This is a genomic window from Noviherbaspirillum agri (assembly GCF_054780595.1).
This window is the reverse complement of record NZ_BAAGWA010000018.1, coordinates 33,168-46,469: the sequence shown is the minus strand read 5'-3', so window position 1 is coordinate 46,469 and position 13,302 is coordinate 33,168. Positions and strand designations below refer to the sequence as shown.

Below are 13,302 nucleotides of genomic sequence, written 5' to 3'. Positions count from 1 at the left end.
CCGCTTGCATGAACACGACGCCCCACCAGGACCTCCGATTTCCGTTTGCAGAACTAAGAGAAGCTGCGCTTCACTGGCTGTGCGAGCCCGAAGCTGCAGGCAAAGTCGAGGGAGTGAAGGCGCTTGCGGCAGCGTGGCGGGAAGGAAAGCTTGCACTCGATACCGACTCCATACTGGCGCCAGCGGCCCCGATTCCCGGCCGGCCGCAGCATCCGCAACTCGTTCCGCCGTTGGCCGTCAAGCACCGCTCCATGGCCACTATCGAGGGGCGCGCTGCGATGATCCACGCATTGGCGCATATCGAGTTCAACGCCATCAATCTGGCACTTGATGCGATATGGCGTTTTGGCGGCATGCCGAGGGCGTATTACTCGGACTGGTTGCAAGTCGCAGCGGAAGAGGCGCTGCATTTCACCATGTTGTCGGAGCATCTGCAGACGCTGGGTTTTCAGTACGGTGATTTCACTGCGCACAACAGTTTATGGGACATGGCCGAAAAGACCCGGGAAGACGTACTGGCTCGCATGGCGTTGGTGCCCCGCACACTGGAAGCCCGGGGACTGGATGCCTCGCCACCGGTACGCGCCAAGCTTGCGCAGGCGGGGGACAACGCTGCGGCAGAAATCCTCGACGTCATCCTGCGCGATGAGATCGGTCATGTCGCTGTCGGTAATCGATGGTATGCCTGGGCATGCACTGCGCGCGGACTGGACCCCGTCAAAACGTATGCCGACTTGTCGGAAAAATACAAGGCACCTCAATTGCGCGGCCCGTTCAATTTTGCGGCGAGGCGGGCGGCGGGGTTCACCGAAGCTGAGCTGGCTGCGCTGGGCGAATAAGTTCAAGCTGGGTACCCATTACTGCATCGAAACGGCCGTTAATGAATCGGAAACTTTTGGCCCCTCCATCAGTCTGTTTTTGGACAGGCAAGCGAGTGAAGTTGCTTGCGCGCAGCGCCCGTAGACGATGCGGGATCCATTGCCTGGTTACAGTCAGAGGAGGATGCCATGATGAACAGCCCAAAACTTGCCGCACGATTCATCGCACTTGGTGCTTTGATCGCGGGTCTTGCCGCTTGCGAGAAACAGGATGCGACCGAGGGAAAAGGCCCTGCTGAACAGGCCGGCCGGCAGATCGACCAGGCGGCATCGCGCGCTGGCGAAGAGTTGAACAAGGCAGCCGAGAAAGCCGGACAGGGTTTGCAGGAGCTCGGCCAGAAGATGCAGGACGAAAGCAAGGAAGCGCAAGAGTCCACCAGGAAAGAGTAGTGCTGGCGACACGTCGCTGATCGTCATCCCCTACTGCAGTGTGGAGCCGCCGTTCTCGTATTATGTGATGCGGCGTGCTTTCGTATCCGCAGGGCATGGATGGAGAATCATGACGAGAAAACTCATTACCTTGGCCTTGCAAGGCGGCGGTTCGCACGGCGCTTTTACCTGGGGTGTGCTAGACCGACTGCTGGAAGACCGCCGGATCGACGTCGAGGCCATCAGCGGTGCCAGCGCAGGCGCGATGAATGCCGTGGTTCTGGCTTATGGACTGACTGTCGGTGGCCGGGACGGTGCGCGGGAAGCCTTGAAGGAGTTCTGGACTGCCGTCGGACGCCATGCCCCATTTAGCGTAACGCCCGATCATCTTTCAATGCCGACGAATCTGGCAGCGCGTTCGGACATTCCGCCGGCGTTCAAGTCGTTCCTGTCGCTGGCGCGTTTCTTTTCACCCTATCAGCTCAATCCATTCGACATCAATCCGCTGCGAGACATCATCGCGCGACAGATCGATTTTGAACGTCTGCGTGCCCAATGCCCGATACGCCTTTTCATTGCGGCGACGCAGGTCAGCACAGGCACGCTCAGGCTGTTCCGCGAGCGCCAGATGACGCTGGATGTGCTGCTTGCATCGGCTTGCCTGCCCTTGCTGCATCATGCGGTGGAAATTGATGGAGAGGCGTATTGGGATGGGGGATTGACCGCGAATCCGCCGCTGTTCCCGCTCCTGCACCAATCCGCCGCGCCGGACATCATCGTGGTGTTGCTGCATCCCCACCCGAAGGCAAAGACGCCGATCACTGCCAACGAGATCTGGCACAGGCTGACGGAGATGGGATTCAGTTCGACGTTCTTCACCGAGCTGCAAGGCGTGCTGCTCGCCCAGCGAGAGGCGCGGCGCGGCTGGTATGCGTTCGGCCGGCTCGAACGCCGACTGCGTCATCTGAATCTGCACGTCGTCGAATCGCCCGATGTGATGAGCCAGCTGAGCCCGCACAGCAAACTCAATACGCACCCGGCCTTCATCAATGGCTTGCACGAGGAAGGCCGGCAGTGTGCAGAGAGCTGGTTGGAGCGCAATTTCCACCAGCTCGGCAATCGTTCCTCGTTCAGCTTTGCACGGATGTTCAGCTGACGAGGATGTGCCCGTAGTGGAGCATCAGTGCGCCTGGTTCGATGCTTGGGTTACGCGTTCCTGTTCTTTCAAGCGCAGCACGCGCCGCTGTACTTTCCCGGTAGTCGTCATCGGAAGCTCATTGATGAACTCGATTTCCTTTGGGTACTCGTAGGGCGCAAGCTTGCCGCGGACGTGCGTCTGCAGTTCCTCGATCAGCTTTTCGTCGGCTTCCTTGCTGCGAACAGTTTCTGGGGTTAGCACGATATACGCCTTGACGATGTTTCCACGTTCCGCATCAGGCTTGGGTACGACAGCCACATTGGCGACGGCCGGGTGCTTGACCAGACAGTTCTCGATTTCCGACGGGCCGATGCGGTATCCCGCCGCCTTGAACATGTCATCGGCACGTCCCTGGTACCACAGGTAGCCGTCTTCATCCATCGACGCGAGGTCTCCGGTGCGACACCAGTCGCCGGTGTACTTGTTGCGGGTCGAGTCTGAATTCTTCCAGTAACCGATGAAGAAAATCGGGTCGGGAAAACCATGGATGTCGGTGCGGTTCAGCGCGACTTCGCCGATCTCTCCCGGCTTGGCCGGATTGCCCTCGTCATCGATGATGGCGACGCGATGGCCGGGGTAGGGGCGCCCCATGCTGCCGGGTTTTGCGGGCCATTGCTGGGCACTGTTGCCGACGATGTAGTTCATCTCGGTCTGGCCGAACATCTCGTTGGGCGTGACACCAAGCGCCGTCTCGCACCAGTTGAAGACCGCATCCCCGACCGCCTCACCGGCGCTCATGATCGCCCGCAGCTTGAGTGCGAACTTCTCGCGCGGCGCGGGGAAGGCCTTCATCATCATCTTCAGTGCAGTCGGGAACAGGAAGGTGTTGGTGATGGCATATTTTTCCAGCAGGCGGAAGGCGGTGTCGGGTGAGAACCTGCCGCGATAGCCGACGATCGGCATGCCGAAATACAGGGTCGGCAGCAGGGCGTCCATCAGGCCGCCTGTCCAGGCCCAATCCGCCGGTGACCAGAACACATCCCCTTGTTGCGGGAACCAGTTTTGTGACGCGACGAAGCCGGTGAGGTTGCCGATGATGGCCGAATGCGGGATCAGCGCGCCTTTCGGTGCACCGGTCGTGCCGCTGGTGTAGATGAGCACAGCCGGATCATTTGCCTGTGTCGTCACCGGAGAGAATGCCGGCGCGGCGTTGCGGAGTTCTCCATGCCAATCCAGCGCGTCCTCGGCGTCGCATTCCACAGCGATGACGTGTTTCAACGCGGGACAGGTGGACCGGGCTTCCTTCAAGTTGCCGATGCCCGCCGGATCGACGATGGCGACGGAGGCATCACTATTCTGCAAGCGGTACTCCAATGCATCCGGCCCAAACAGGATCGACAGCGGCATCGCAATCGCGCCGAGCTGGTAGCAGGCCATATGGACCACTGCTGTTTCCGGACGCTGGGGAAGAATGATGGCGACTCGGTCGCCTTTCTGGACGCCCAGCCGCTGCAAGAAGTTGGACAAACGGTTGGCCTGTTCAAACAGTTCCGCATAGGTGACGGTGGCAGTGCTCCCGGCTTCATCCTCGTAATGGATGGCAATCCGCTTCTCATCTTCGGCCCAGCGGCGGCAACAGACTTCAGCAATGTTGAATTCAGTCGGAACATGCCAGCGGAACTGGCGGTACAACGCATCGTAATGGTCTTGTTGCTGGGGGCGCTCAGCAGAAGTCATGGTCTCTCCGGTATGATTGGCGAACGATCGTTCTATTATTTGGATGTCTGGCAGCGTGTAATTATGCCGCTTTCGACGAATTCTTCCATTGATGAGGTTTACGGAAAACATGAAAACGTCCCGCTCCGAGTTTATTCCCGTCCGAGGCCTTCAATACCATGTCCGCCACTGGGGAAATGAAAATGCGCCGAAGCTGTTCATGGTGCATGGCTGGATGGATGTGTCGGCGTCGTTTCAGTTCGTCGTCGATTGCCTGCAGCGCGACTGGCACGTGATTTCCCCGGACTGGCGGGGTTTTGGCCTGACCAATAATCCGGGCGTCGACTGCTACTGGTTTGCCGATTATCTTGGGGATCTCGATGCCATTCTTTCGCATTATTCGCCGGCCGAACCGGTCAACCTGCTTGGCCACAGCATGGGTGGCAACGTCGTGTGCCTCTATGCCGGCGTCCGTCCGCAAAGGGTTCGCAAGCTGATCAACCTGGAAGGCTTCGGCCTGCCTGCCACACGCCCGGAGCAAGCGCCGGGACGTTATGCAAAGTGGCTCGACGAGCTGCGTACACCGCCCGTTATTCGCCCTTATGCATCACAAAGCGCTGTTGCTGCGCGCCTGCAGAAAACAAATCCGCGCCTAACCGACGAGCGGGCCACCTTCCTGTCCGAGCATTGGGCGGCACAGGATGCCAGTGGCGGGTGGCAGATACTCGGTGATCCCGCGCACAAGCTGAGCAGCCCGATCCTGTACCGCATCGAAGAGGTACTGGCATGCTGGAAAGCGATCACCGCTCCGGTTCTGTGGGTGGAAGCCGAGGATACGGAAGCGTGGCGCTGGATGGGGCCGAAGGAAACGGCGCGCGTCGAAATCGACCGTCGTATCGAAAGCATTGCAAACGTCGAGAAGGCAATGGTCCAAGATGCAGGTCACATGCTCCACCATGACCAGCCGGAAGTGCTGGCCCGGCTGATCGAGGATTTCCTCGACTGATACTCCGCTTGCCACGGGCACAACGGGCTGTGTTACGGGAAGCGGCGGGAAGAGAACCGCGAGGTTTTGCAGCTGCCCTGCAGAGGATGGGAAAGCGCGCGTACAATGACTGTGTTTCCGCAACCTGTCTTACGCCTCTGCATGCTTAATGTTGACCTTCACTGCCACTCGAGTGTTTCTGACGGTGCACTGGCACCGGCGGATGTCGCTGCCCGCGCAAAAGCCAACGGGGTCGACGTCTGGGCATTGACGGACCACGATGAAGTTGACGGCATCAAGGAAGCGCGGGAGGCGGCAGCTGCCTTGGGGCTGAAATACGTGACTGGCGTAGAAATATCCGTCACTTGGGCGCAGCAGACAGTACATATCGTCGGCCTGCAATTTGATGAGACGAACGAGGACTTGCGGCGCGGACTGGAGCATACTCGCTCCGGCCGCGAGCGACGCGCACGCGACATGGCGGCGCAGCTCGCAGTCGCAGGGATTCCCGATGCATTTGAAGGTGCGCTGAAACACGTCGGCAATCCGGACCTGATTTCGCGCACGCATTTTGCGCGTTACATTGTGGAGCGCGGCGTATGCAAGGACGTCAGCGATGTGTTCCGCAGTTATTTAACCGAAGGAAAACCCGGTTATGTACCGCATCACTGGGCGTCTCTAAAGGACGCGGTTGGATGGATCCGCGGCGCGGGCGGCGTTGCAGTTGTTGCGCACCCGGGCAGGTACGATTTCAGCGATCTCGAACTGGATGTGTTTCTGACCGAGTTCAAAAGCTTGGGTGGAGCAGGGGTGGAAGTCGTCACCGGAAGCCATACCGTCGATGAATACGGTCGTTTTGCGTCCATTGCAAGGAATTACGGTTTGCTCGCGTCGCGTGGTTCTGATTTCCATGCACCCGGAGAGTCTGCGGCCGAACTTGGCGCACTTCCTCCGCTTCCGGCGGGTCTCTTGCCTGTATGGCATAACTGGTCGTTTTGATTGCCATTCCAAAGGGCGCCATGCCTGCGTAACGGCAATGTGGCTTCATGGTGTCCACTTGAAATTCCCGACGGACAATCCAATCTATGTAGCGCTTGCAGATCAGGAGGTGACTGAATGAAACGGATAGTACTTTTTCTGATGACCAATCTTGCCGTCGTGCTCGTCATGTCGGTAGTTCTCTCCTTGCTTGGGGTTAATCGCTATCTGACAGGGAGTGGCTTGAATCTCGGCACCCTCATGGTGTTTTCACTCGTTGTCGGCTTTACCGGCGCGATCTTCTCGCTGCTGATCAGTAAGCCGATGGCGAAGTGGTCCACCGGAGCGCGTGTGATCGATGCCCCATCCTCGTCGACTGAACTGTGGCTGGTCGACACGGTGAAGAAGCTCGCAGACCGCGCCGGTATTGCAATGCCCGAAGTGGCGGTTTACGAGGGGGAGCCGAACGCTTTCGCCACCGGTGCTTTCAAGAATTCCGCGCTGGTTGCGGTGTCGACAGGCTTGTTGCAGAGCATGACAAAAGATGAGGTCGAGGCAGTTCTCGGCCACGAGATCGCACACGTTGCCAATGGCGACATGGTGACGCTGACACTGATCCAGGGCGTCGTGAACACCTTCGTCGTGTTCCTGGCCCGTGTCGTCGGCTACATGATCGACAAGGCGGTATTCCGCAGCAATGATGATCGGCCGGGCGTCGGCTACATGGTGACGGTATTCGTGTGCGAGATCGTGTTCGGTATTCTTGCTTCGATCATCGTCGCCTGGTTCTCGCGCTATCGCGAATTCCGTGCGGATGCGGGTTCAGCCAAACTGCTCGGCAGCCCGCAGCCGATGGTCAAGGCGCTGGCGCGCCTCGGTGGTCTGGAGTCGCCGGAGCATATGCCGCAGGCTTTCCGGGCATTTGGCATCAATGGCGGTGGCAGCGGTTTTGCCGCGCTGTTCTCCAGCCATCCGCCGATCGAACAGCGTATTGCCGCATTGCGCGGTACGCATTAACAAACAACATGCAACAACGGCGGTCGAGTGCGACCGCCGTTCTTTTTTATGAGTCAATTCTTCCAGATCCACCCCGATAACCCTCAACTGCGTCTCATCAAGCAGGCAGCGCAGATCATTCATGACGGCGGTATTGTCGCCGTGCCGACCGACTCCTGTTACGCCCTAGTCTGCCATCTCGACGACAAGTCCGCGGTCGAACGTCTGCGTCGCATCCGCGGCGTGGATGACAAACATCACCTGACATTGCTGTGCCGCGACCTCAGTGAGATCGCCCTCTATGCCAAGGTCGACAACCGCCAGTACCGCATGCTCAAGGCAGCCACCCCCGGTCCCTATACCTTCATCCTGGAGGCAACCAAGGAGGTTCCGCGGCGGCTGAGCCATCCGTCGCGCAAGACTATTGGTCTGCGCGTGCCGGAAAACCCGATCACCCATGCATTGCTGGAAGAGCTTGGGCAGCCCTTGCTCGGCACGACGCTCATCCTTCCTGGAGACAGTGACCCGCTGACCGAGCCGGACGACGTGCATGAACGGCTGCAACGTCAGATCGAGCTCATCATCGACGGCGGCGCGTGCAGCTTTGAACCGACAACGGTAATCGACCTGACTGGCAGCGAGCCGGAATTGCTGCGGCAGGGGCGGGGAGATGCGGCGATGTTCGGCCTATGATGCTGGTGCAGCTGCACGTACGAACCACGCGACGCCGTGTTATCACTTCGGCAGCAAGCGCTTGCCCCGTTGTTCGCCTTCGCGGATCGCCGCTCCCCCTCTGATAAAATCCCGCCATGGATGAACTTATTCGAACGATCGCAGTGTACGCACTGCCGGTGATCTTTGCGATCACCTTGCATGAAGCGGCACATGCGTACGCCGCCCGCTACTTGGGTGATTCAACGGCTTACCTTCAGGGGCGCATGAGCCTCAATCCCGTCAAGCACATCGATCCTTTCGGCACGATTGTCATTCCGGTATTGCTCTACGTTGCAACGTCGGGTGCATTCCTGTTCGGCTATGCCAAGCCGGTACCTGTCGACTATGGAAATCTGCGAAAACCCAAGCGCGATATGGCCTGGGTTGCGCTTGCCGGGCCGGGGGCAAATTTCGCGATGGCCTTGCTCTGGATGATTTTCGCCGTGGTGTTGGCCTTGGCAGGAATTGACGAAGAATTTTTCAGCCGCATGGCACAGGCAGGCGTACTGACCAACCTCGTCATGCTCGCCTTCAATCTGTTCCCGATTCCGCCACTGGACGGAGGGCGCGTACTGACCAGTATTCTTCCACACCGCTATGCGTTCAAATTTGCGCAGATCGAGCCGTATGGGTTCTTCATCGTGATGGCGCTGGTGCTGCTGAAAGTGCTGTATTTCTGGATGGTGCCGGTGATGACAGCCGCGCATGCCGTGCTGAAAATAATGATTCTTCCCCTGACCCTTTTTCTCTGACTGACTCGCTATGTTTCCCGATCGTGTTGTTTCCGGCATGCGCCCGACTGGTGCGATGCACCTTGGCCATTATCACGGCGCCCTCAAAAACTGGATCAAGATGCAGTCCGAACTGGAATGCCTGTTCTTTGTCGCCGACTGGCATGCACTGACGACGCATTACGACGATCCGAGCATCATCGAGACCAGCACGTGGGACATGGTGATCGATTGGCTCGCAGCCGGCGTCGATCCGTCAAAGGCGACAATCTTTATCCAGTCCAGAGTGCCCGAGCATGCCGAATTGCATCTGCTGCTGTCGATGGCGACGCCGCTCGGCTGGCTCGAACGCGTACCGACCTACAAGGATCAGCAGGAGAAGCTTGCCGACCGCGATCTGGCAACCTATGGCTTCCTTGGCTATCCGTTGATGATGGCGGCAGACGTGTTGATCTATCGGGCTGCCTTGGTGCCGGTCGGCGAGGATCAGATCCCGCATATCGAAATCATGCGTGAAATCGCCCGCCGTTTTAATCATCTCTACGGCAAGGAAAAGGGTTTCGAGGAAAAGGTCCAGGAGGCGATCAAAAAGCTCGGCGGCAAGCGCGCCAAGACATACAACGAGCTGCGCAAGGAGTTCCAGGAGCAGGGCAGGGAAGAAGCGCTGGCTCAGGCAAAGACCATCATTGACGAAGCGCAGAGCCTGTCCATGGCCGACCGCGAGCGTCTGTTTGGTTACCTTGAAGGCGGTCATAAAATCATTCTCGTGGAGCCGCAGGCTCGCCTGACCGAAGCCTCCCGCCTGCCAGGTCTCGACGGACAAAAGATGTCCAAGAGTTACGGCAATGCGATCGCCCTGCGCGAGGACAAGGAGTCGGTAACCAAGAAGATTCGTACGATGCCCACTGATCCGGCACGTGTTCGCCGCACCGACCCGGGCGAGCCGGAGAAGTGTCCGGTATGGCAGTTGCACAAAGTGTATTCGGATAGCGATACGAAGGACTGGGTGCTGAAAGGATGCCGCTCTGCGGGCATTGGTTGTCTCGAATGCAAGCAGCCGATTGTCGATGCTGTGCTGAAAGAGCAGGAGCCGATGCGCGAACGCGCCCAGAAGTATATCGACGATCCGGCACTGGTTCGCTCGATCGTGGCGGACGGCTGTGACAAGGCGCGCAAGCTTGCCCAGGAAACCATGCGCGACGTGCGCGAGGCAATGGGCCTCGGCTACCGCTAGTTCGTAGCGGGTTTGCAGCATTCGCCGCAAGTGACCAGCACCTCCATTCCGCATTTCGGGCTCGATCAGCCTTCAGCCTGGGTCAAACGGTTTGCTCCTTTGATTCCGGCCGGAGAAGTACTCGATCTGGCTTGCGGTGGTGGCCGGCACGCCCGCCTGCTTGCCGCATTGGGGCATGAGGTGCTGGCGGTTGACCAGGACGTTTCCGCATTGGAGTTGGCTGCAGGCCCGGGAATCACAACTCTGCAGGTCGATCTCGAGGCTGGTCCCTTGAGCGGCGGCGGGACTTGGCCGTTCGAGGCGGGACGTTTCGCCGGTATCGTCGTCACCAACTATCTGCATCGTCCTTTGCTGCCGCATCTCCTCGATAGCCTTGCTCCGGGTGGCGTATTGATCTACGAAACCTTCGCACAAGGGAATGAGCGTTTCGGCAAGCCCTCCAATCCGCTCTTTCTGCTGCAGCGTGGCGAACTGCTCGATGCCGCCAGACAGCGGGGCGAGGCGCATCACGTGCTGGCGTTCGAGGACGGATTCATCGATATGCCCAAACCCGCGATCGTGCAGCGGATTTGCGTAGTGAAGAAGGCCTTGCAGGCTATGGCGCCGGAGCCGGGTTCATTGCGCCTGTTTTAGTGGCGGTTTCCGTGGCGGATTGCCCCACGGGAGCAACCTATCCGCTACAATCAATCCTTTCCGTGCGACACGTGTGTCGCGATCCGCCGCTACGCGGCAAAAGTAGTACCACTCTGGCAGTCTGACTGCCATACGAATCTTCCTGCAAAATGTGGGTAGAGCCTTGATTATTTTGAGAATTCATAGATTTCTCAATAAGGCTGCTCTCACCGGCTCTCTAGGTGCGCCCAACGCAAACAGAGAACTCCGACTAGATACGATGCCCACAAGGGATTATCGCGGGCATCGAAAATCCTAGGGTTCTCCTGGAATTTCTCGGCTCCCCACGCAATCTCTGTCCACAAGACGTGCAACGTGTCGCCTCTACGCGACAAAATCTCAATATTTTGAAGTATGGGTTTCTCCTACCCGAGGAATCCAGGGGTGAGCCATTGGCTCAACAGGATAGATGCAAACAAAGATCGCGAGAAGTTCTGCGAAACCTTGTCGTGCTTCCCGTCGCATTTTGGCGAGGATGCCACGACCGAGCGTACGACCGCTTGACGCCTACTTGGACGTGCGCCTTCAGTAATGAAGGGGTGCGAAGCTCCAAGGACAATGTACCCCCGCGCAAGCGGCACGGTTCCCATGCGAGTGGGGGCCGTGGACACTGCTAGCAGCGAGGCGGTCGAGGGGCTAGGCGAGGCTGCATGGGTAACGTAATGTGAATTGACGGTTGAACCCCCGTGATGATTGAGAGGCCAAAGCTGCTATCGGCCTTGCCTAAAATGGGATGTGGTTGGGTGTCTCTGTGGAAAGTAGAGATACGTCGTCGTCGGACCACCGGGGGATAGTCAGACCCTAAACAGTCGCGTACGGTGCAGTTTGCCGTGCCGGTATCGCAGGGAACGTGGTAAGCCCGACTCGTCGCCTGCTTTGCAACATTGAAGCAGGCAAGCCAACCGCAAGGACGGCTGATGGCGGAGCGGGTATGGGAGGATGGAAAAAGCGAATGCCAGCCTGTAATGGGCGGGATAGGGATTCAAGATTTGTCCTGACGCGAAAGCGTGCAGACTTCCATCTGGTGCAATAGTCGTTACGCGGCTACATAGACAAAGTAGTTATTCATACAACGACCCCGAAGGGAAGCAGCTTTCCCTTCCGGGGGAAGCTGTGTCCTCAGTGGTCATCACTACCGAGGTACAGCAATGAAAGTAATCGAGCACAAAACGATCGATTCTGCGTCCTCACACGTCCCCACTGAATGGGTCGCCATTGACTGGCGGCGCGTTCAAAAGAACGTGAGAGTCATGCAGATTCGTTTAACGAAGGCGACACAGGAAGGCAACTGGCGCAGGGTGAAAGCCCTGCAACGGTGGCTGACCCGCTCGTTTAGCGCGAAAGCGTTAGCAGTACGACGAGTGACCGAAAATCAAGGCAAACGTACCGCAGGCGTGGACCGGCAGTTATGGGATACGCCGTCGCAGAAGTTTGCGGCAATTGCGCAGTTGACGAAGCGCCGGTATCGACCCCTGCCACTACGGAGGGTCTATATTCCAAAGCCGAATGGAAAGGAACGCCCTCTGGGCATCCCGACCATGCGTGATAGAGCCATGCAGGCGCTGTATCTGCTGGCGCTTGATCCGGTGTTGGAATCGGTGAGCGATCCGAACTCGTACGGGTTCCGGAAAAATCGTTCAACGGCCGACGCTATGAGCCAGATATTTGTGAAAATGTCCCAGAAGGTCTCGGCCGACTGGGTGTTGGACGCGGATATCGAAGGCTTCTTCGACAACATCAATCATGACTGGCTGATCGAAAACGTCCGCATGGACAAGACGATCCTCAGGAAATGGTTGAAATCCGGGGTGGTTGACCGGGCGCAGTTGGTGGCGACCACGGCGGGAACGCCGCAGGGCGGCATCATTAGCCCTGCACTGGCAAACTGGACGCTGAACGGTCTGGAAGCCGAACTCCTATCGTATCTTGAGAAAAAGTTCGGTGTGGTTAAGGCCAAAAAGCTGAAAGTCGGTGTTATACGATACGCGGACGACTTCATAGTGACCGGTGCTTCACAAGAGTTACTGGAAACGGAGGTCCGGCCATGGATAGAAGCATTCCTCGCACAACGGGGTTTGCGACTGTCCGTGGCCAAGACGCGGATCGCGCACATCGACCAAGGTTTTGACTTCCTTGGGTGGAATTTCCGAAAGTACAAGGGAAAACTGCTCATCAAACCAAGTAAGAAGAACGTGAAGGCGTTCTATGAAAAGTTGAGGAGGGTGATCGGCGATCACCTTATGGTGAAGCAGGAGGACTTGATCCGATTGCTGAATCCAATGCTACGGGGCTGGGCGCAGTATCACAGTCCCGTGGTGGCCAAGCAGGCATTCTCGCGCATGGAGTCGTTGCTGTTTTGGCGGCTGATGCGGTGGGCTAAGCGCAGGCACCCGAATAAGAAAGTCGATTGGATTCGTCGGAAGTACTGGCGGCCAGTCGGCGATCGAAATTGGGTATTTGCTGTGGACGTTGTGACGAGAGAAGGCAGTAAAGGGACGGCGGAGTTGTACTCGCTTGCGGGTACGCCCATCGAGCGGCACAAGAAACTCAAGGGGGACTATCACCCTTACGATCTGCAATGGGAAGCGTACGGCGAAACCCTCCGGCAGGAACGCATGTTGAAGAACGCGCGGTACCGAAAGGAATGGGCGAGGTTGTATGCCGACCAGCGCGGTTTGTGTGCGCACTGTGGGTACGAGATGAACGTAGACACCGGTTGGCACGACCACCACATTGAATATCGTGTGGCAGGAGGTTCCGATGCTCTTAGTAATCGCGTATTATTGCACCCTAACTGTCATGCTCAAGTGCACAGCCTTGGGCTACAAGTTGTAAAACCGGTTCCTGTATAGGAATTTTTATTAAGCTTGAGCCGTGTGCGGCGAAAGTTG

At 58.0% G+C, this 13,302-nt stretch carries 12 protein-coding genes; 11 read left to right on the top strand and 1 reads right to left on the bottom strand.

The window, feature by feature from the left end; all coding sequences use genetic code 11:
• Positions 1 to 8: 8 nt before the first annotated feature.
• From ACYVIA_RS20350 to ACYVIA_RS20340, 3 genes are all read left to right on the top strand, one after another.
• Positions 9 to 839: a ferritin-like domain-containing protein gene (locus ACYVIA_RS20350; protein ID WP_460844006.1), complete on the top strand. Its 831-nt coding sequence runs from the start codon at positions 9 to 11 to the stop codon at positions 837 to 839.
• A gap of 168 nt (positions 840 to 1,007) precedes the next feature.
• Positions 1,008 to 1,268, top strand: coding sequence for a hypothetical protein (locus ACYVIA_RS20345; RefSeq protein ID WP_460844005.1), 261 nt, complete (start codon positions 1,008 to 1,010; stop codon positions 1,266 to 1,268).
• Positions 1,269 to 1,377: 109 nt separating this feature from the next.
• Positions 1,378 to 2,403 (top strand): patatin-like phospholipase family protein, encoded by a 1,026-nt coding sequence (locus ACYVIA_RS20340; RefSeq protein WP_460844004.1) that lies wholly within the window; start codon positions 1,378 to 1,380, stop codon positions 2,401 to 2,403.
• A 24-nt stretch (positions 2,404 to 2,427) separates the two neighbouring features.
• Here the strand turns inward: ACYVIA_RS20340 and ACYVIA_RS20335 are convergent, their stop codons facing one another.
• Positions 2,428 to 4,122 (bottom strand): acyl-CoA synthetase, encoded by a 1,695-nt coding sequence (locus tag ACYVIA_RS20335; protein WP_460844003.1) that lies wholly within the window; start codon positions 4,120 to 4,122, stop codon positions 2,428 to 2,430.
• Positions 4,123 to 4,231: 109 nt separating this feature from the next.
• Between ACYVIA_RS20335 and ACYVIA_RS20330 the strand changes: the two genes are divergently transcribed.
• The 8 genes from ACYVIA_RS20330 to ltrA all read left to right on the top strand — a co-directional run bounded on the left by ACYVIA_RS20330 (position 4,232) and on the right by ltrA (position 13,263).
• Positions 4,232 to 5,107, top strand: a complete 876-nt coding sequence (locus tag ACYVIA_RS20330; protein WP_460844002.1) for an alpha/beta fold hydrolase — start codon at positions 4,232 to 4,234, stop codon at positions 5,105 to 5,107.
• A gap of 141 nt (positions 5,108 to 5,248) precedes the next feature.
• Complete coding sequence (locus ACYVIA_RS20325; RefSeq protein WP_460844001.1) at positions 5,249 to 6,085, top strand: 3',5'-nucleoside bisphosphate phosphatase; 837 nt, start codon at positions 5,249 to 5,251, stop codon at positions 6,083 to 6,085.
• A 117-nt stretch (positions 6,086 to 6,202) separates the two neighbouring features.
• Positions 6,203 to 7,081, top strand: a complete 879-nt coding sequence (htpX, locus tag ACYVIA_RS20320) for a protease HtpX (RefSeq protein ID WP_460844000.1) — start codon at positions 6,203 to 6,205, stop codon at positions 7,079 to 7,081.
• Positions 7,082 to 7,129: 48 nt separating this feature from the next.
• Positions 7,130 to 7,753, top strand: a complete 624-nt coding sequence (locus ACYVIA_RS20315) for an L-threonylcarbamoyladenylate synthase (protein ID WP_460843999.1) — start codon at positions 7,130 to 7,132, stop codon at positions 7,751 to 7,753.
• Between the two features lie 116 nt (positions 7,754 to 7,869).
• A complete protein-coding gene (locus tag ACYVIA_RS20310; protein WP_460843998.1) occupies positions 7,870 to 8,526 on the top strand; it encodes a site-2 protease family protein in 657 nt (218 codons plus the stop codon).
• 10 nt (positions 8,527 to 8,536) lie between these two features.
• Complete coding sequence (locus ACYVIA_RS20305; RefSeq protein WP_460843997.1) at positions 8,537 to 9,739, top strand: tryptophan--tRNA ligase; 1,203 nt, start codon at positions 8,537 to 8,539, stop codon at positions 9,737 to 9,739.
• Positions 9,740 to 9,769: 30 nt separating this feature from the next.
• Entirely contained in the window at positions 9,770 to 10,372 is a 603-nt protein-coding gene (locus tag ACYVIA_RS20300; protein WP_460843996.1) for a class I SAM-dependent methyltransferase, read from the top strand.
• A 1,187-nt stretch (positions 10,373 to 11,559) separates the two neighbouring features.
• Entirely contained in the window at positions 11,560 to 13,263 is a 1,704-nt protein-coding gene (ltrA, locus tag ACYVIA_RS20295) for a group II intron reverse transcriptase/maturase (protein ID WP_460843995.1), read from the top strand.
• Positions 13,264 to 13,302 lie beyond the last annotated feature (39 nt).